General features: G+C 71.3%; 19 protein-coding genes and 1 pseudogene. 6 read left to right on the top strand and 14 right to left on the bottom strand.

The features are described from left to right. Positions 1 to 24 precede the first annotated feature (24 nt). The gene (locus ABZ898_RS27765; protein WP_361664520.1) at positions 25 to 807 is read left to right on the top strand and encodes a hypothetical protein; all 783 of its coding nucleotides are present in this window, start codon (positions 25 to 27) and stop codon (positions 805 to 807) included. Positions 808 to 871: 64 nt separating this feature from the next. Here the strand turns inward: ABZ898_RS27765 and ABZ898_RS27760 are convergent, their stop codons facing one another. The 5 genes from ABZ898_RS27760 to fdhA form a co-directional block, all read right to left on the bottom strand. Beyond that, positions 872 to 1387, bottom strand: coding sequence for a hypothetical protein (locus tag ABZ898_RS27760; protein WP_361664517.1), 516 nt, complete (start codon positions 1385 to 1387; stop codon positions 872 to 874). A gap of 185 nt (positions 1388 to 1572) precedes the next feature. Further along, positions 1573 to 2280 carry an HAD family phosphatase gene (locus ABZ898_RS27755; protein ID WP_361664514.1) on the bottom strand — a complete coding sequence of 236 codons (708 nt, stop codon included), beginning with the start codon at positions 2278 to 2280 and terminating at the stop codon, positions 1573 to 1575. Then, positions 2277 to 2927: a 3,4-dihydroxy-2-butanone-4-phosphate synthase gene (ribB, locus tag ABZ898_RS27750; RefSeq protein WP_361664511.1), complete on the bottom strand. Its 651-nt coding sequence runs from the start codon at positions 2925 to 2927 to the stop codon at positions 2277 to 2279. Before ribB ends, ABZ898_RS27755 begins: the two co-directional genes overlap by 4 nt. A gap of 209 nt (positions 2928 to 3136) precedes the next feature. Further along, positions 3137 to 4408, bottom strand: a complete 1272-nt coding sequence (locus ABZ898_RS27745) for an aminotransferase class V-fold PLP-dependent enzyme (RefSeq protein WP_361664559.1) — start codon at positions 4406 to 4408, stop codon at positions 3137 to 3139. Between the two features lie 235 nt (positions 4409 to 4643). Further along, positions 4644 to 5870, bottom strand: coding sequence for a formaldehyde dehydrogenase, glutathione-independent (fdhA, locus tag ABZ898_RS27740; protein ID WP_361664508.1), 1227 nt, complete (start codon positions 5868 to 5870; stop codon positions 4644 to 4646). Positions 5871 to 6318: 448 nt separating this feature from the next. Here fdhA and ABZ898_RS27735 point away from each other — a divergent pair, with 448 nt between their 5' ends. Continuing rightward, positions 6319 to 6534 (top strand): hypothetical protein, encoded by a 216-nt coding sequence (locus ABZ898_RS27735; RefSeq protein WP_361664506.1) that lies wholly within the window; start codon positions 6319 to 6321, stop codon positions 6532 to 6534. Between the two features lie 177 nt (positions 6535 to 6711). Here the strand turns inward: ABZ898_RS27735 and ABZ898_RS27730 are convergent, their stop codons facing one another. The 5 genes from ABZ898_RS27730 to ABZ898_RS27710 form a co-directional block, all read right to left on the bottom strand. After that, positions 6712 to 7389, bottom strand: coding sequence for a response regulator transcription factor (locus tag ABZ898_RS27730; RefSeq protein ID WP_361664503.1), 678 nt, complete (start codon positions 7387 to 7389; stop codon positions 6712 to 6714). A 4-nt stretch (positions 7390 to 7393) separates the two neighbouring features. Beyond that, positions 7394 to 8701, bottom strand: a complete 1308-nt coding sequence (locus tag ABZ898_RS27725; protein WP_361664500.1) for a sensor histidine kinase — start codon at positions 8699 to 8701, stop codon at positions 7394 to 7396. Between the two features lie 58 nt (positions 8702 to 8759). After that, a complete protein-coding gene (locus ABZ898_RS27720; protein WP_361664497.1) occupies positions 8760 to 10001 on the bottom strand; it encodes an acyltransferase in 1242 nt (413 codons plus the stop codon). Beyond that, on the bottom strand, positions 9994 to 11076 hold the full coding sequence (locus tag ABZ898_RS27715; protein WP_361664494.1) for an alpha/beta hydrolase: 1083 nt from the start codon (positions 11074 to 11076) through the stop codon (positions 9994 to 9996). The genes ABZ898_RS27720 and ABZ898_RS27715 overlap by 8 nt, the downstream gene beginning before the upstream one ends. 151 nt (positions 11077 to 11227) lie before the next feature. Beyond that, entirely contained in the window at positions 11228 to 11647 is a 420-nt protein-coding gene (locus ABZ898_RS27710; protein WP_361664491.1) for an ASCH domain-containing protein, read from the bottom strand. Positions 11648 to 11807: 160 nt separating this feature from the next. Here ABZ898_RS27710 and ABZ898_RS27705 point away from each other — a divergent pair. After that, positions 11808 to 11957: pseudogene (locus ABZ898_RS27705) on the top strand (hypothetical protein); the annotation flags it as partial. A 242-nt stretch (positions 11958 to 12199) separates the two neighbouring features. Here ABZ898_RS27705 and ABZ898_RS27700 read toward each other — a convergent pair. From ABZ898_RS27700 to ABZ898_RS27690, 3 genes are all read right to left on the bottom strand, one after another. Continuing rightward, complete coding sequence (locus ABZ898_RS27700; protein WP_361664488.1) at positions 12200 to 14002, bottom strand: cellulase family glycosylhydrolase; 1803 nt, start codon at positions 14000 to 14002, stop codon at positions 12200 to 12202. A gap of 207 nt (positions 14003 to 14209) precedes the next feature. After that, positions 14210 to 14683: an SRPBCC family protein gene (locus tag ABZ898_RS27695; protein WP_361664485.1), complete on the bottom strand. Its 474-nt coding sequence runs from the start codon at positions 14681 to 14683 to the stop codon at positions 14210 to 14212. Between the two features lie 80 nt (positions 14684 to 14763). Continuing rightward, positions 14764 to 15063, bottom strand: a complete 300-nt coding sequence (locus ABZ898_RS27690; RefSeq protein ID WP_361664556.1) for a UBP-type zinc finger domain-containing protein — start codon at positions 15061 to 15063, stop codon at positions 14764 to 14766. A gap of 298 nt (positions 15064 to 15361) precedes the next feature. On the opposite strand from ABZ898_RS27690, the gene ABZ898_RS27685 reads away from it, so the two are divergent. After that, on the top strand, positions 15362 to 15703 hold the full coding sequence (locus ABZ898_RS27685; protein ID WP_361664483.1) for a hypothetical protein: 342 nt from the start codon (positions 15362 to 15364) through the stop codon (positions 15701 to 15703). A 71-nt stretch (positions 15704 to 15774) separates the two neighbouring features. Here ABZ898_RS27685 and ABZ898_RS27680 read toward each other — a convergent pair whose 3' ends face one another. Beyond that, positions 15775 to 16074: a putative quinol monooxygenase gene (locus ABZ898_RS27680; protein WP_361664480.1), complete on the bottom strand. Its 300-nt coding sequence runs from the start codon at positions 16072 to 16074 to the stop codon at positions 15775 to 15777. Positions 16075 to 16377: 303 nt separating this feature from the next. Here ABZ898_RS27680 and ABZ898_RS27675 point away from each other — a divergent pair, with 303 nt between their 5' ends. Beyond that, a complete protein-coding gene (locus ABZ898_RS27675; protein ID WP_361664477.1) occupies positions 16378 to 18264 on the top strand; it encodes a SpoIIE family protein phosphatase in 1887 nt (628 codons plus the stop codon). A gap of 361 nt (positions 18265 to 18625) precedes the next feature. After that, positions 18626 to 18715 (top strand): K(+)-transporting ATPase subunit F, encoded by a 90-nt coding sequence (gene kdpF / locus ABZ898_RS27670; protein ID WP_037659531.1) that lies wholly within the window; start codon positions 18626 to 18628, stop codon positions 18713 to 18715. Positions 18716 to 18722: the final 7 nt, after the last annotated feature.

The following is an 18722-nucleotide window of genomic DNA, read 5'->3' as shown; positions in this document are numbered from 1 at the left end:
CGACAGCAGGGAGCGTTTCTTCCGATGACCGCCGTACAGCCCGCGCGCCCTCAGCGCAGTGTTCCCCGGACCGCCTCGGTCCCGGACACCTCGCCGTTCAAGTCCGCTCTCGTCAGGGCGGTGTTCAGGGACGTGACCTCGCTGCACGTCTCTCGGCCGGCCGCGCGGGCCGCGGCGTCGGTGACGCGGACAGTGCTGACGGAGATCATCGACGGCGCGCGGAGAGCGGCGGGGGAGGAAGCCCGGACGAAGCTGATTCCCAGGGACCTTCTCTCGGCGATCGACCGCAACGTCGAGCTGGAGGTGGGGGTGAGGTGGTACGACCACAGCCCGACGTTTCACGGCCTGACCGGCGTCCTGTACGACGCCGAGGGTGTCATCGTGCCTAGGCGTAAGCGCAGGCAGTCGCGCAGAGCGAGCGGCGTGGCCGGCGCCCACAGGTTCGAGGTCGGCGTGAAGAAGCTGCTGTGGAGCCGGGGAGCGACGGCCGTCCCGGCGATGGTCCGCGACCTGGACGGAATCGCGAGCGCGTTCCTGACGGACCTCGCCCGGGACGCGGCCATGGTCGTCCGAGAGGGCGGGGTCAGACGCTTCGGCACGACCACCCTGGGGATGCCGGGCGAACCGGCCCCTGCCCTGTCTCTCACGGATTCCCTCCCAACTCCGTCCGCCAGAAGGGGTGACAGCCGGACCATCGGCACGGATGACATCCTGGCCGCCACCACGATTCAGCTGTTCGGCGGCAACCTCAGGCAGCGAGCCCTCGCCGGGGCGCGCGAGGCGGGGCGGAGCACTTCGGCCGACTGAGCGGGTGCGCCCCCTCACTCACGATGTTCGCCCTGGCACGGCGAACGCGGGAGCGGTCTTCACGTCACCACGTGTCCTGCTCCTCATTCAGATCGTGCATCGTGAGGAAGTCCTTCTTGTCGCCCGGCAGAGCGACCCAAATGGCCACGTCGAGACGTGTGTCGACCACCTCCAGCAGCCCGATGTAGGAGGCTCCGTCCAGGGTCTTCGCGGCCATGTGCCCCAGCATGGCCGTGCGGTTGTCGAGAAGGGCGCGCTCGTGGTCGGGCTTGCGCAGCATCTCCCGTACGCTGTGCGCTTGTTGCCCGCACAGCGCGTGCTCCCGGAAAGGGGTGCGCAGCGCGACGAAGTACTTCGGGTCGACGCACATTCCCACGCACACGAGACGTCGCTTGGCCACCGCGTCGTTGCCGGAGCCCGGCACCTGGTCGTCGATGAACAGCGCGGCCTTCTTCGCCGAGTCGGCCTCGTGCTGGACCAGGAACTTCTGGACCGAGCGGACTTCTTCGGCGAACGTCTCGTCCAGGCCGCCTCGGGCGGTGACGAAGACGAAGTTGACGGCAGTCAAGGTGGTGGGCACTGTCTTGAGGTTGCCCATGGAAAGCTGTGGCCCCTTCTGGATTCCTGCTCGGCGTTCGGGCGGAGGCCCGCCCATTGACGAGACATTCTTGACCTTCTGCCGTCACGTCACGAGGACCAGCCGGTCGTGTCGTACGAGCTTCTTCCGGGATGGAGTGCCCTCCGGCGCGCACGAGTGGTGGCGTACTACCGGCCGCCCACGGTGTCCGGCTCGGCGACGCGTTCGTAGACGGACCGGCCGAGGAGTTCGGTGAGGATCGGCAGGGCCCGTACGGTGTCGAGGGCGTGGGCGGATGGCAGGTGCGCGATGTCCGCGGGCAGCACCATGCCGTCGCGGGGGATGGCCAGGACGGGGAGTCCGGCGGCCGCGGCGGAGCGGATGCCGTCCGGGGAGTCCTCGACGGCCAGGCAATGGGCCGGGTCAAGCCCGAGCGAGGTCGCCGCGTGCAGGTAGGGGTCGGGAGCGGGCTTGGCCCGGGTGACGTCCTCACCGCACACCACCGCATCCATCAGCTCGGCGAGACCGAGGTGGCGTAGCGCGGTGTGGACGAAGCGGCGGGGACTGGCCGTGGCCACCGCGACGGGGCCGTGCCGGCGGGCCGCGCGGACCAGCGCGACGGCTCCGGGAAGCGCCCGTACCCGGCCGGCCGCGCAGGCGGCGATCATCGCGTCGGTGCACGCCTCGACGACGTCGCCCGCGTCCACCCGGCCGCCGCACAGCCCCGCGACGTAGGAGGCCCACCGGCCGTTGCCGTGCAGGGCCCGACCGTCCTCGGGGCGCCAGCGATGACCGTGGGCGGCGGTGAAGGCACCGCATGCGCGGCCCCATGCGTCCGCCGTGTCGATCAGGGTGTCGTCGAGGTCGAACACCGTCGCCCGCAGCACCTCGCTCACACCGCCGCCGCGGCCGGGTCGCGCAGCCTCTCGGCGATCGCTTCGACGGAGATCAGGGCCAGGCCGTGCTCGCCCGCGAACCCGCGCAGCTTCTCGGAACCGGCGAGGGAACCGTCGTCCTCACAGATCTCGCTGATCACGCCCACGGGCGCGAGCCCGGCCAGCCGCAGCAGGTCGACGGTGGCTTCGGTGTGGCCGCGCCGTTCCGCGACACCGCCGGGCCGGGCCCGCAGCGGAAACAGATGTCCGGGGCGGATGAGTTGGTCCGCGAGGGTCGACGCGTCGGCGAGGGCCCGCGCGGTCGTCGCCCGGTCCGCGGCCGAGATGCCCGAACCGGTGCCCACGGCGTCCACGGAGACGGTGTAGGCCGTCGTCGCGGCGGGGTCCGCGTCCTCGGCCGGCTCCACCATGAGGGGCAACCGCAGCCGGTCGGCGATCTCTCCGCTCACCGGGGCGCAGATCAGTCCGCTGGTGTGCCGGATGAAGAAACCCATCATCTGGGCGGTCGCGAACTGGGCGGCCATCGCCAGGTCGCCCTCGTTCTCCCGGTCTTCGTCATCGACCACGACGACGGGCCGTCCTGCCCGCAGCTCGTCGATCGCGCAAGCGACCGTGTCCATCGCCCGGCCCGCCGTTTCAGGTGCCACGCTGCTCTGCCTTTCTCGCACGTTCGTGTCCGGCGCGAGTATCGGCCACCGGAGCCGTCGGCTTGAGGACACGTACACCGACGGCCCAATGGTCCGCGCGGCAGTGCGGCATGGGAGGTGGCGGGCGGTGCGCCTGCGAGGGCACGGCGGTGCGCCCTTACCGCGCGTCCACCCAAGTCACATGCCCCGCCGCGCGCCCGCCCGCTCGCTCATGGTGTCGGTGAGAAGGTCGGTCCCGGGGCGCGACCCCCGAGGCCCGCTGTGCCCGAGCCGCACTTCCGCACGGTACGGACGAGCGCGGCGACCTCTTCCTCCGTGTTGTAGTAGTGCACGGACGCCCTGACGACCTCGTCGAGCCCACGGCCGTCCATGTCGAGCCGGGTCGAATCCCTGCGGGACACGCTGACATTGATCCCGCGTGCCGCCAGCGCCGACTTGAGCTGCTCGGCCGGCACGCCGTCCAGGGTGAACGTCGTGATGCCACAGCGCCGAACACCCCGGTCGCGTACGGTGACGCCGGGGATCTCGGCCAGTTGGCCGCGCAGCGCCTCGGCCAGCCGGGTCACCCGTGCCTCGATACGCGGCAGTCCCCAGCCGAGTGCGTGGTCGATGGCCGCGCCCAGCCCGAGACGAGCCGCGTAGTCGGCTTCCCAGGTCTCGAACCGGCGTGCGTCCTGGCGCAGTTCATACCGGTCGGCGGCTGTCCACGTCGCTGCGCGCAGATCCAGAGTCGGTGGGGCCAGCCGGTCGAGCACCTCCCTGCGGACGTAGAGCAGTCCCGTCCCGCGGGGGCCGCGCACGTACTTGCGCCCCGTCGTGGAGAGCATGTCGCAACCGATCTCCCGCACATCGACGGTGAGTTGTCCCACCGACTGGCAGGCATCGAGGAGATACAGCGCGCCCGCCTCGCGCGCGACCTTCCCCACCTCCACCGCCGGGTTCACGAGCCCGCCATTGGTGGGCACGTGCGTCATCGAGACGAGCCGTACCCGCTCGTCCATCAGCGACCGCAGGGCCTCGACGGAGAGTCGGCCGTGTTCGTCGTCGGGTACGACCTCGATCCGGGCGCCGGTCCGTTCGGCGACCTGGAGGTAGGCGATGAAGTTGCTCGCGTACTCGGCCCTGCTGGTCAGCACGCGGTCCCCGGGCCGGAACGGGATGCCGTAGAACGCCATGTCCCAGGCCCGGGTGGCGTTGTCGAGCAAGGCGATCTCGTCCCGGTCGCAGCCCAGCAGCCGCGCCGCCGAGTCGTACACCGACTCGATGCGCTCAGCCGCGTGGGCGGCCGCCTCGTAGCCACCCATGTCGGCCTCCAGGCGAAGATGACCGACGGACGCGTCGAGGACCTGGCGGGGCATGAGGGAGGCGCCCGCGTTGTTGAAGTGCATGACCTTGGCACAGCCCGGGGTGTCGGCCCGGGCCCGCTCGACATCAGCGTCCGTGAGACCCTCCTGCGCCGCGATCCGTCCCACGTCCTGCATCTGCGTCACGGTCACTCTCCCTTGCCGCCCGGACAACGTCACGCTTCCCGGAGAGGTACGCATGCGATGACGACGGCACTGAGCACGGGTTCTGTCTCCATGCCTTCAGGTCTGCCCCTGGTCGCTGCGGCCCACCCCGCGGGCGACACCGGCGACGGCCGCACGGGGCTGAACACTCCGCCCCGTGCAGCCGCGCGGCGCCCCCAGAAGCAACCCTGTCTCGAGCGGCGTCGTATCAAGCCGCCTGCGCGTCGTCCAGCGCGCCATTGGGGTTGAGCACGTACTTCCGTGCCGCCCCCTGGTCGAACTCGGCGTAGCCGCGCGGTGCGTCGTCCAGCCCGATCACGGTGGCGTTGACCGCCTTCGCGATCTGCACCCGGTCGTTGAGGATCGCGTTCATCAGGCCCCGGTGGTAGCGCATCACCGGGCACTGGCCCGTCGTGAAGGCGAGGCTCTTGGCCCACCCCAGACCCAGTCGCATCTTCAGCGTTCCGCTGCGGGCGTCGTCGTCGACGCCACCGGGGTCGTCGGTGACGTACAGCCCGGGGATGCCGACCGCGCCGCCGGCCCGCGTGATGCCCATGACCGAGTTGAGCACGGTCGCGGGCGCCTCCCCGGCGTCGGGGCCGTGCGCGCGTGCCTCGAAGCCGACCGCGTCGACCGCGGCGTCGACCTCGGGGACGCCGAGGATCTGCGCGATCTGGTCCTCGACGGAGCCCTGGGAGACGTCCACGGTCTCGCAGCCGAAGGCGCGCGCCTGGGCGAGCCGCTCGGGGTTGAGGTCGCCGACGATGACGACCGCGGCGCCCAGCAGCAGCGCCGACGCCGCCGCGGCCAGCCCCACCGGTCCGGCACCCGCGACGTACACGGTCGAGCCGACGCCCGTGCCCGCGGTGACCGCGCCGTGGAATCCGGTCGGGAAGATGTCCGACAGCATGGTCAGATCGAGGAGCTTCTCGCGCGCCTGGTCGGGGTCCGGGAACTTCAGCAGGTTGAAGTCCGCGTAGGGGATCATCACGTACTCGGCCTGGCCGCCGACCCAGCCGCCCATGTCCACGTAGCCGTAGGCCGCGCCGGGGCGTGCGGGGTTCACGTTCAGGCAGATGCCGGTCTGCCCCTCCTTGCAGTTGCGGCACCGCCCGCAAGCGATGTTGAACGGTACGGAGACGACGTCGCCGACCTCGATGAACTCGACGTCCGGCCCCTTCTCGACGACCTCGCCGGTGATCTCGTGTCCGAGCACCAGACCCTCGGGCGCCGTCGTGCGCCCCCGCACCATGTGCTGGTCGCTGCCGCAGATGTTCGTGGCGAGGATCTTGAGGATCACGCCGTGCGGGCACTTGCGGCCGATGTTCTCGGGCGCCACCCCGGGCCCGTCCTGAAGTTCGAGTTTCGGGTAGTCGATGCTTCTGACCTCGACCGTTCCCGGCCTGATGTACGCCACCGCCCTGTTCGAGCTCATCAGTGATCGCCGTCCCTTCGGCTCCACAGGCGTGCCAGAGGGCTGCGCACAGGTCAGAGCCGGCTCCCCATGCCACCCACTTACCAGCTTCTCGCGCCGGGGCGCCGCCGCAACCCAGCACCCTCAGCGACAGCGGCGGAGCGCAGCGCGAGCAGCGACAGCCCTTCCTGCTCGCCCGGGACGCTGAAGACGGCTCTCGCCGTGTCCTCGACCTGATCTCCGCGTGCCTGGCCGCGACAGGAGTGTTCCTGCCGGGCGGCACGGGCGGTACCTCCCTGCCCTGCTCAGCGCCCCCTACGACTCCGGGATCAGCCGGTCGTGCATTCAGACTGAGAGCGAGCGGCTGCGGTTCCTGACCTGTCCTGGGGCGTACTGCCCGCCGCGAGCGCTCGTGCGCCCCGTCCTGCCCCCTCCTCCAACCAGGTACGGGCATCGCACGGTCTAAGGCATGGCAGACATGCGGGAAGTGTGTGTGGGGCGCGGGGACGGCACGGACTGCCCGAACGGCGAGGACGAGGTGCTCGTGGACGGAGTCCGCTGCGAGGAGTGCCGGTACCAGTGGGAGCTGGACGAGACGGAGCCCGGTCGGCGGTTGAGGGCGGGGGAGGGGTTGACTCGGCCGGTGGGCGAGCCATGGGAGGCCGGGCCGGAGACCGCGGCCTAGCGCGGCCGGCCATCCTGCGCCAAGACCCCACCACCCCAGGCACCGACGGTGTTTCGTTCGCGGCGGGGGAGAGACCGGGAAGCGGACGCGGAACCACGCTCAACAGGCCCCACCGCAGAACCCCGCGACGCGCGCCGACGCCCCTTCATCCCCACCCGTCCCATGAGCGAGCGAAACTCAGCCGCCCGGCCGTACCAGCCCGCACTCGTACGCGAACACCGCCGCCTGGGTACGGTCACGCAGCCCCAGCTTCACCAGAATCCGGCCCACATGTGTCTTCACCGTCTGCTCGGCCACCACCAGCTCCTCCGCTATCTCCGCGTTCGACAGCCCCCGGGCGATCAGTGCGAGCACTTCCGTCTCCCGCTCGGTCAGCTCGGACACCCGGCGCGGGAGCGGGGTGCGCCGGGAGCGGTCGAGGCGGGAGAACTCGGCGATCAGCCGGCGCGTGATGCCGGGCGCGAGCAGCGCGTCGCCCGCCGCGACGACCCGGACTGCCTCGGCGAGCTGGTCGGCGGAGGCGTCCTTGAGCAGGAACCCTGAGGCTCCGGCGCGCAGCGCGTCGTACACGTACTCGTCCAGGTCGAAGGTCGTCAGGACCAGCACCTTGACGTCCGGATGCCCCGCGGTCACCAGGCGGGTGGCCTCGATGCCGCCGAGCACGGGCATGCGGATGTCCATCAGCACGACGTCCGGGGCCAGTTCGGCGGTGAGGGCGACGGCTTCGCGGCCGTCCACCGCCTGCCCCACCACCTCGATGCCGGGCCTCAGTCCGAGCAGCAGCCCGAACCCCTGCCGGACCATCTGCTGGTCGTCGGCGATGAGGACGCGGATGGGACCGGAGCCGCTCGTCATGGGCTCAGTGCTCCTGTCGGGACGAGAAGGGGTGCGCTGCGGAGTCCGTCTCGGGCAGGAACGCCGTCACCCGGAAGCCGCCCGCTCCGGTCGGCCCCGCGGTGAGCCGCCCGCCCAGCATGGCAGCACGCTCCCGCATCCCCAGCAGACCGTGACCGCTGCCCGGCGAGGACCGGACCGGACCGTCCGCGCCGGAGTCGACGACGTCCAGGGATATGCCGTCGTCGAGGCACTCGACCTCCACGCGCACCACCGAACCGGGCGCGTGCCGTAACGCGTTGCTGAGCGCCTCCTGAAGAATCCGGTACGCCGACAGCTCCACCCCCGGCGGGTACGGGCGCCGCTCGCCCCGGAACCGGGCGGTCACGGTCAGACCGGCGGCCCGGATGTTCTCGAACAGGTCCTCCAGCCGCCCGAGATCGGGCTGCGGGGTGTCGGAGACGTCGGGCACCTCCGAGCGCAGCACGCCGAGGACCCGGCGCAGTTCGGTGAGGGCCTCCAGGGCGTTGGTACGAATCCCCTCCAGGTTCTCCCGCAGCTCGTCCGTGGGATTCGCCACGAGGTGTGGGGCCACCTGCGCCTGGATGGAGATGACCGACATGTGGTGGGCGACCACGTCGTGCAGCTCCCGGGCGATCCGGCCGCGCTCCTCCAGCAGCGTGCGCCGCGACCGCTCCTCCTCGGTGAGGCTGGTCTGCTCGACCAGCTGGGCGCGGGCGACCCGGCGTCCGCGCAGCGCGGTACCGAGCACCACGACGACCACGGACAGCACCACCGCGACGACCCCGGTGGACTGATGGGGCCCCGCACCCCACACGCCCTCCAGCAGGAACGTGTACAGCACCGTCACGGCCAGCGCCTCGAGCGCGACCCGGGTGGGCACCCGCAGCGCCAGCAGCAGCAGGACGATCAGGTGGGCGATGATGCCGGCGGCGGTCCACGGCCAGATGACACCACCCCTGCCGGTCCCGTCGGCCAGCCGCGCGTGGATGCCGGCGGCGCCCGCCACGACGGCGGCGGAGGACAGCCACCATGCCGCGAGCGGCCACCGCAGCGCGATCACGACGGCGACGCCCGGTGCGAGACCGGCCACGAAGGCCGCTCCGGGCTGGAGACCGGCGTTGTCCATCAGTTGAGCCACACCGCCGAAGCCGATCCCGAACGCGGCCAGGCACAGCAGGCCGTGGGGGAGCCACCGCAGCCACACGAACGCGGGCAGCGGATCGGAGCGGAAGGTCAGCAGGTCCTCGCGCAGCAGCCGCAGACGCAGTTGCAGCCGCCCCGCCCCCCGGCCCAGGAGCGTCACGGACATCCGGCGGCCCCCCGTCTCCGTCACACGCCCCACCCCGGTCACGATGTTCCGTCCCACCCTAGACACGCCGTACCTCCCGCGCAGCCTCCTTCTTCGGACCCCGGTGCGTTCGTACGACCCTGTTCCACCCGCGCCGCCTCCGCCCGGCCACGGGATGCGGGAAGCGCTGCTCGCACCGACGGAACGCCGTCCACAACAGGGCCAGTACCAGGGCGAAGACGGGCAGCCAGAGCAGTCGCGCGGCCACCCAGGCCGCACTGTCCGGCCGGGTGTGTAGCCCGGGGAAATCGCCGATCAGCAGGACGGCGGAGGTCGTCACCATGAGGGCCGTCTGGTGCCAGAGGTAGAGCGTCATGGCGCTGACGTTGGCCAGGGCGACGCCCGCCCACACGAGCGGACGGCTCATGAGTCGGCGCAGCGGTTCGCGCAGGAGCAGGGCCAGACCGCACTGGGCCAGGCCGAAGGTGACGGCCGCCAGGGTCGGCGGGTCGAGATTGGAGACCGCCGCGCCCGGGACCCCCACCATCGAGGCGGGATACCCGGCGACCGTCACGAGCAGCGCCGTGGCCACCGTGCCACCGGAAAGAAGCAACAACCCCGCCCGGCGGCCCGCCAGTTCACCCCGGGCCCAGGCGGCGCCCAGCGTGAAGGGGACCAGCCAGCCCGCTGCCACGTTCACCCAGCCCGTCCAGGACGGACCGGCGTGCAGGCCGAACCTGAGGACGTCCACCTCGAGGACGGCGGCCAGAGGCCACAGCGGATGCAGGCGGCGTACGAGCGGAGTGGCGGCGGTCAGCGCGACCAGGACCAGCAGGAACCACAGCGGCGAGAGGGCGAGCCGCAGCAGGGAGTGGACCGTGTCCAGGGGTGCCCCCGAGAGCAGCAGGGACAGCGCGGCCACCGCCCACAGGCCGAGGAGGGCCGCCACCGGCCGGGTGAGACGGCTCAGCCGGGCCCGCAGCCACTGCGCGTACGTCAGCCCCCGCGCCCGGGCCCTCGCATGGCTGAGGGTCGCCCCGTGCCCTCCCGCCAGGAAGAACACGGCCAAGGTCTGGAACAGCCAGGAGACGGGGGCCAGCCTGGGCAAGTACTGGAGGGGGCTGTCCGTGCGCAGGGCGCCGTCCTCGGCGACCAGAGCCGTCACGCACCAGTGGCCCAGGATCATGCCGAGGATCGCGAGGGCGCGCAGCGCGTCGACCGCCCGGTCACGTGAGCCCGGGGTGGCCGCGTCGATACGGAGGGCTCCCCGCCGGAAAGCTGTGCGTAAGCGGCTTGAGGAGAAAGGGACTTGGTCAGCCACGGGCACCGGTCACCTCCCCGCGCTCTCCCAGGGTGATCCGGGCGAGGTTGGCCAGGGAGACCGAGCCGGGGGCGAAGTAGCCGCTGTGGCCGGCGTCAGCGGCGTCGAAGACCCGGGCGCCGAAGGACGGGGAGACCGGGTCGGTCCCGAACCCGACCGTGCCGAAGGGGAGGACGACCCGCAGGTGCGGCACGTGGGACACCCAGTCCCGGCTGCCACGGGCGGCCCAGACACGGGCGGAGGTCCGCAGCCCGGAGACGTCCGCCGCGCCCGTTCCCGGGCTGCCGACCAGGACGAGATCGTCCACGTCCACCGCGTGCGCGGCACGAGCGCAGACGACGGACCCGTAGGAATGGCAGAGCAGGGAGAGACGGGCCCCGGCGGGCGCGAGGGCGCGCAACTCCCGCGTGAGCGCGGCGAGGGCGGGGGCCGCCCGGTCGGCGCGGGTGGTGGTCGTCACCGCCGTACCGGCCGTCGCCGGAGTGTCGTAACCGAGCCACGCGACGACGACCGGGCGCGGTTCGGCCGGGGCCCGGTGCGCGAGGTCCGCGTACAGCGCCGTCGCCGTCGCGAGGAAGCGGCCGTAGGTGTCCAGCGAGGTGTCGGAGCCCGGGACCAGGACGGCGATCCGGTCGGCGTGCCCCAGGTCGCCCAGGACCTCGGTGACCCGTCCGGCCCCCCGGCCGTCGAAGGCGAGCAGGTTCCGTCCGGGCACGGTCAGCGCCCGCTCGGCCGCGGCTCGCCGCCGGTCCCCGTGCGCGGCGGCCAGGCGGGCGGCCGCGACAGCGTCGGCCCGGTGCGCGCGGTACGCCTCCGGGAGCGCCGCGGCGGCACGGGGCCGGACAGCGGCCGGGGGCGGAGCCGGAACGGCGGGCTGCGCGGCGGCGGTGAGGGCGGCCGCGGTCGCGGCGGTGAGCAGCGCCGGCAGGAGCCCGCCAACCAGCCGCCGACGCCGGGCCGGGGCCGGAGCGCCGCGCCCGTTCCCCCGATCCCGCCCCACCTGACCCCGCGCCTCCGGGCGTCCGGCCGCGGGCGTTTGCCGGACGCCTCCGGCCGACGGCGATGCGCTTCCCATGTCGCTCCTCCCCGGCCGCCCGCCCTCCGGGCCTGCCAGGAAGGGACGTTAGGAAGGAGAGCCCGTCGTCGGCGTCCCACCTGGGAGCCGTCTTGGGATGTGGCTCTCAGGTATGACCGGTACGACGGGCCGACCCTCTCCGACGTTCACCTCATTCCGAAACGGTCGGTTGACCGGCGTCCGCCCAGTCGTTGACCTGGAAGGTGATGACGTCGACTTCGTCGCTTCCCGCCAGGTCCGGGTAGTGCCTCTTGAGGGCTGCGCGGAGTTCGGTCACGGTCGTCAGCCCCTCGTCCCGGGCGTCCTGGTCGGTGAGGTCGCTGACCAGGCAGTGCCTGATGCCGGTCACCTCCGCCGGCAGGACGACCTCGGGTTCGCTCTCGAACACCAGCCGTGCCGCGCCAAGTTGGGCCGGATCGCGGAAGCGGGTGGTCTTGGTCTTGACGCCGGAGCGGACGTCTTCGAGGTAGCGGGGGTTGAAGCGGATGACCGGGGGACCGGCCGTCTCGGAGTCCTGGTGGGGCGAGGGGTCCTGGTCATCAAGAGCTCGCGCGGACGACGGTACGTACACCTTCTCAGCCTTCCCCTGTGTCAGCAGTAGCCGAAGATCATTCCACGCCGGGCAAGGCGGGCTCCAAGGGTTTTCGGCCTGCTGACGGGGCCGCTACCGGAGGGTCGAGGAGACAGGACCTGCCTGCCGTGCGCATCCCGACCCGCGGGTGCGCGGCCAGATGCCGTTGATGCTGCGCAGGTCGCGACACGCCTACACGCACCCGGAGGCATTGGACGTGCTGGCCGAACTGGCCCGGGACCCCGACGCCGCCGTCCGCGTGACCGTGTGCGAGCAGCTCTACGAATTCGAGGGCCGCAGCGCCTTCGTCGCGGACATCCTGGCCGGGTTCCTGGACGAGGACGACCAGTTGGTCCGCATCAAGGCCGTCAGCGGGCCTCGCCGACGCCGACGACCCTCGCTGCGTGGAGGGGGCCCGCTCGATAGGACCGGTCGATGCCGCGGAGTGGCCGGACACGTGGCTGCTGGATGCGGTGTCGCGGTACGAGCGGCGCCGGGACGCGTGAGCCGACGGGCCCCCGGCGGGCCGGACGGTTCACGTTGCCGCAGGGCTCAGCTCGTCCGGCAGGTGAGTGCCGGTGTGGCGGCGCCTCCCGGGGCCGCGCCGAACCCGAACGAGGCGGTCGCACCGGGAGCGAGCACTCCGTTGTGCCCGGCGTCGGTGGCGGTCACCGCCTTCCCGGTCTGGGTGTAGGAGGCGTTCCACATCCCGCTGACGGTCTGCGGACCCGCCCAGGTCCAGCTGACCTGCCAGCCCTTCGTCGCCGCGCCGCCGGTGTTCTTGACGGTGACATCGGCGTTTAAGCCGCTGCCCCAGTCGCTGCTCACCTTGTACGTCGCCGTGCAGCCCGCGTCTCCTCCGCCGGTGCCCGAGGTCTTCGCCGTGACCTGTGCCGAGGCGGCGGAGGTGTTGCCCGCCGCGTCCCGCGCCCGCACGGTGTAGCCGTAGCTCGTGCCCGCGGCGAGGCCGGTGTCGGTGAAGGAAGTACCGGTGGCCGAGCCGGCCTTGGCGGTGCCCCGGTACACGTCGTACCCGGTCACGCCGGTGTCGTCGGTGGACGCCGACCAGCTCAGCGAGACCGAGGACGCCGTCGTGCCGGTCACGGCAAACCCGGTCGGCGCCGACGGTGCGGTGGTGTCGCCCCCGCCGCCCGAGCCGCCGACGGCGAAACCGGGAGCCTTGATGCTCGCGAGGTAGCCGTCCTTGACGGTGTCCACGCTCTGCCAGTCGTCCTTCAGAATGCCGCCGGTGTCACCGGAGTTGGGGTTCCACGACCAGAACGTCCACTGGAAGCCGTCCGCACCGGCCGTCCGGGTGGGGCGCAGGTAGTCGACCAGAGCGGCGAGCCACTTCTGGTCCACGCCGGCCTGCAGGGTGGTGCCGAACTCGCCGAGCAGCACCGGGGCGATGTTCTGCTTGACGAGGTAGCCCCAGTGCTCGTCCCAGATGGCCGGCATGTTGGCCGGGAACGACGGGTCGCTGAACCACGGCTGCTGAGCGACGCTGGTGGCGTAGTCGTGCGCGGAGTACACCAGGCGGCCGGGGACGCTCAGCCGTACCGGCGCGGCGCCCGCGCCCGCCAGGTTGCCGCCCCACCAGTAGCTCTTGCCGCCGACGGTCTGCACGCCCTCCACGAAGATCAGCAGGTCGGGGTTGGCGGCCAGTACCGCGTTCCCGGCCCGTTCGGCGGCGAGGCGCCAGTCGGTGGCCTGGTCGCCGCAGCCCCAGCAGGCCGGGTCGTGGGGTTCGTTGTGCAGGTCGATGCCCACCACCGCCGAGTTGCCCCGGTAGCGGGTGGCCAGGGCTTCGAGGTCGCTGATCCAGGTGCTCTCCGGGACGGCGGAGGTGTACCAGAGCGCCGACTGCGCCGAGGAGTCGGGCCGGTGGCGGTCGAGCACCACCTTCAGGCCGATCGAGCCTGCGTAGTCGACGATCTTGTCCATGACCTGGAGGGAGTTGAGACCCTGGAGGTCGGCGTTGAGGCCGTTCGCGTACGAGATGCCGTTCGGGGTCGTGTTCTTGAAGATGTCGTCGCTGTAGGGCAGGCGGATCGTGTTGTATCCGAGCGACTTCATCTGGTCGGTCATGGAGCGGTAGTCGCGCGACCAGAGGCCGTGGGCCACGTAGTTGGCCGTCTCGAAGCCGAACCAGTTGATGCCGGCCATCCGCACCGGCTGGTTCTGCGCGTCGAGCAGTCGCCGTCCATCGGTGTGCCAGGGACCGGCGCCCGGCACGGCGGCGTCCCGCGCGGGGGCGGCCTGTGCGGAGACGGCGGTGAGCGGGATCAGCGCGGAGACCGCCAGCAGCAGGGCGACGGTGGCGTGTCGGAGGCGTCGTACGAGCGGGTGTCGCATCGCGGAGTCCTCTCCGGAGAGGCATGGGAGCGCTCCCATTGCGGGAACTGAGCCCATGGAAGCCACTAAGCGTGCACACGTCAACACTTGGCGCACTTGTCGCTCATGACCCCGACGGATACGCCTGGAGGGGGGAGGCGAAGGAGCAGGCGGTCTCGTCTCGCCCCTCCAGGGTGCCCGGTCACTGCACGAAGAGCGGTTACGCCGTCACGAGTTCTTCTGTGCGACCGTGCGCGCGAGAATCCCTAGCGTGGCACGCAGGCCGGCCTCCGGGATGACGGGGAAGATGCCCGCCTTCCGGTACTTGTCGTCGATCTGGCTCCAGTCGTAGTACGAAGTGACCAGCGTGCCCGACTCGTTGGGGGTGAGGCGGTAGCCGTAGAGGTGGCGGATGGGCGGCTGGATGGTGCCCGAGATCGTCCACTCCAGCAGGGCGTCGGGTTCGTAGCGGGTGATGACCACGGTCACGTCGTAACGGCCCATGGGGAGATCTCCGAGCGCCTCACGGTCCATGTGGACGAGGAACTGATCCCCCACCGCACCCACCGGGTCGCCCTCGGCGGACTGGAGCATCCCGGAACTGTCGATGGCCACGTGGCCCTGCGGGGAACGCAGTACGTCGAAGATCGTGGAGGGGGATGCGGCCATCTGGCGTGTGACTTCAAATCGGTCCGTCGTCATGCCACACCCTTACACGCTTCCCCAGGTCAGCCTGCGGTGGGGACCGCTGACGCGGACGCCAGGTGGATGTCAGCGCCGTGTCACCCCGGCCGCAGGAAGACCTCGTCGACGTAGCACCACGCCCATTCCTCCCCCGGCTCGGCCGAGCCGGCCACGGGGTGTCCGGTCGCTTCGTGGTGGGAGGTGGCGTGGGCGCCGGGAGAGCTGTCGCAGCAGCCGAGGTGTCCGCAGGTGAGGCATCTGCGCAGGTGCACCCAGCGCCGTCCCGCGGCCGCGCACTCTTGGCAGCCGGTGCCGGCCTCCGGGGCCGGGTCGGGCTGGTCACCGTGAGAGCAGAACCGGCCCTCCGGTCGGCCGCCGTCCGTTCGCGGCACCCACATGGTCATGGCTCAAGTTTATCGGCCGTGGCGGCTGGGACGCGGTCGGCATCCTGGAGGCCGGGGGTGAGGGTACGCACCTGCACCGGGGGAGTGCGCCCGCTCGGCTCGTCGATCTGGGCTGACCTGGTCCGGGGTTGGCGCCCTGGTGTCCGAGGCCGCGCTCACCTCCCGGCGAGCAGGCCGACCCGCGATGTGATCCACGTCTCGCCGCCGTTCAGGCCGTGAATGTCACAGGCCGAGCCGCCGCATCGTCTTGGGTTCGGAAGCCACCTGCTGCCGCAAGAGAAAGATCACTGACATGGAGATCCTCCGGTACGTCTTCCTCGTCTTCCACCTCTTCGGCTTCGCCGCGCTCCTGGGCGGCATCTTCTACCAGACTCGTGGGAAGGACCCGGTGACCGGCGGGTACATGGTGACCAGCGCGGCCGTCCAACTGGTCACTGGGGCGGGGCTCATATGGACCCGCTCGTCCCTGGACCTCCCGGTGAACGACGCGAAGATGTGGGTGAAGCTTGCCCTGGACGCCCTGATAGCCGCGCTGGCGTGGACAGGCATGCGCAATCAGCGGCCGTGGGCCTTCTACGCCGTCGGAACGTTCACGGCCGCCGCGGCAGTCGTGGCCGTCGCCTGGACGGCGTAGGCCGACGGGAGCGGACATGACTCGCGGCGCAGGTCGGGAAGTAGACCTGCACGGGCCGCACGCAGCCGCGGTCAGATACCAAGACCGCCCGCGACGCGCGTCTCCTGGCGAGTGAACTCACCTGTCAGCAGCGGCATGACCTTGCTGATTGCCGCCTTCGCCTCGGGCGACTGCAACGAGGCGGCGTGATGCTCTTCGCTCTCCCACACCTCGCTCACCCACACGGTGTCCTCGTCGGTGGCCGATTCGGTCACGACGTAGAGATGGCATCCCGCTTCGCGCAGACCATCAGCGCCGGCGACCAGTACGGCGACCACCTCCGCGCGGTGGCCGGGTTTGACCTTCATCGAGCCGATGTAGCCGTAGCGCATGTCACTCCTCATCAGTCATGAACGAGACGCGCCCAGGAAACTACCGGACATGCAAACGAGTGGTGGTCAGTACAGGATGAGAGAAGCCCCGTTGGCGGCCTCACCCCGGCCGCACCAGAGGTGCCGTCCGCGAGGTGATCGACCGCGCTCTCCAGCGGCACCCCGCCGACCGTCCGGCCGTCCTCATAGCCGGAGATCCCGGGGCCGCTTGTTGTGTCAGGGTGGGTCGATTACTGTTGCCGCCCGTCAACGAACTTGACAGTCCCGATGCGCGCGGGACCTTGTGTGTCCAGGAGCAGTCGGGTGACGGAGCGGGAGACGGTCTCTGCGGTCGGGGAGCCGGAGCGACTGGCGGCCTTGCGGGACACGGGTCTGTCGTCCGTGGCGGACGCCGGGATGGACCGCTTCGCCCGTCTGGTGTCCAACCTGCTCGGTGTGCCCGTGGCGCTGGTGTCTCTGGTGGAGGAGGGCCGGCAGGTCTTCCCGGGGATGATCGGCCTGGACGAGCCGTGGGCGGCGGCACGGCAGACCCCGCTGACGCACTCGGTGTGCCGGCACGTCGTAGAGGACCGCAAGCCCTTCACCGTGTCCGACATCCGCACCCACGACCGTACGGCGCGGAGTCCGGCGATCGACGATCTCGGCGTGATCGGATACGCCGGGGCGCCGCTCACCGACGGCGACGGCCATGTACTGGGCTCCTTGTGCGCCATCGACACCCGGCCACGCGTCTGGAACGCGGGCGAGCTGGAGATCCTCGAGGACCTGGCCGCTGCCTGCAGCGCGGAGCTGCGGCTGCGGATCGTCTCCCGCCAGCGTGAGACGGCCCGCCGAGGAGAGGCCGAGGCCCGCCGGGCCGCGGACGAGGCGCACGAACGGGCCCGCACCGCGCTGAAACGCTCACAGCTCATGCTGCGTGCCGCGGACGCCCTCGCCGACACCAGCAGCCTGGCCGACGTGCGCCAGCAGGTCCGTGACCTGATCACCAGCGACCTCAAGCCCGTCTACGTCGGCCTGGTCCTGGCCGAGAAGACCCAGATGCGGCGCCTGGTGGACCGGACGGGCAGCGCTCCCGTGGAGCACACCCACGAGACCTACCCCATCAGCGCGGCCTGGCTCACGGCTCACGCCGCACGCGAGAACTGCATGATCATCATTCGTGATCCCGACGAACTGGCCGCCCGGTACAGCGCGGAAGCGGTCGCCGCGTACGGTGAACTCGGCCTCCACACCGCGGCATGTGTCCCGCTGCCCGGCACCGTCATCCCCCTCGGCACGCTCGTCCTGGGCTGGGACCGGCCCTACGACGTCGACATCACCGAGCGGGCCGTGCTGTCCGTGATCGCCGGGTACACCGCCCGCGCGGTCGAACGCGCCCTCTTCGTCGAACACCGCATCGACGTGGCCCACCAGATGCAGCAGGCCATGCTCACCGAACTGCCGACGGTGCCCGGTCTGGAAACCGCAGCCCTGTACCGGCCGGCCGTCGCGGCCGAACTGGTCGGAGGCGACTGGTACGACCTCTACCGGCTGCCCGGCGGCCCCGACGGCGAGCGGAACCCGGCCGCCGTCGCCCTCACCATCGGCGACATCACCGGACACAACATGCACGCCGCCACCCTCATGGGCCAGACCCGCAGCATGCTCCGCCAAGCCGACCTCGACCACCTCGGCACCAGCCCCGGACACATCGTCACCGCCCTCGAACGCGCCAACCTCGCCCTGGGAATCCACTCCAGCGGCACTCTCGTCCACGCACATCTGCGCCCCGCCGATTCCGCCGATCCAGCCGAGGACGGCAGCTGGGAACTTACCTGGACCAACGCGGGCCACCCACCCCCACTGCTCGCCCTGCCCGACGGCCCGGTCCAACGGCTCGACGAACACGGCCCCCTGATCCACCCCACCTTCGGCGGCGCCCCTCGCCCCACCTATCGCCGCACCCTGGAGCCCGGAAGCCTGCTCCTCCTGTACACGGACGGCCTCGTCGAACACCGCGGCTCGGACCTGGACGCCCTGACCGACAGCACCGCATCACTCCTCGGCGCACACCGTGACAGCGCCCTGCCCACACTCCTCACCCACATCGCGGACCGCGTGGCCGGACCGGCCCCCGGCGACGACGTCGCACTGCTCGTCGTACGCGTCCCAGCCCCCGGCACAGCCGGTACCTCGGCCATGGAGGCGTAGGCACGCACAAGTTCGCCGTGCCGGCGGGAAGCGAGGCTCCCCGCCCAGCCCCGTCGACACGGCGGCGGGGCACACCGCCTTCGCTTCCGGCTGCCGTAGCCCCGCCTGCCAGGACCGTTACGGAGGTCGCGCCCGCCCCCGGTACGGATCAGCGGCCGTAAGAGATCCGTCAAAGCCGAGGGCGGCGCCGTATGAGAGCCGTCAACGGGCGACCGATCCGGCCAAGGAGGCGCTTACCTCTACTTGTCCCTGTTCACCGAACCTCACCCCAGGAGTTCGCGATGGCCGATCTGGCCTTCGTCCTCGCCACGATCGCGGGTTTCGCGCTGGTGGCCCTCGTCGCCAAGGGGGTGACGAAGCTGTGACCGCCGAGAACATCGTCGGCCTGATCGTGGCCGTCGCCCTGCTGGGTTATCTCGTCCTCGCCCTGATCTTCCCGGAGAGGTTCTGAGCACCCC

It is taken from the genome of Streptomyces sp. NPDC046860, assembly GCF_040645115.1.
Lineage (GTDB): Bacteria > Actinomycetota > Actinomycetes > Streptomycetales > Streptomycetaceae > Streptomyces.
The sequence above is the reverse complement of the archived record's forward strand: the minus strand, read 5'-3'. Positions and strand labels throughout refer to the sequence as shown.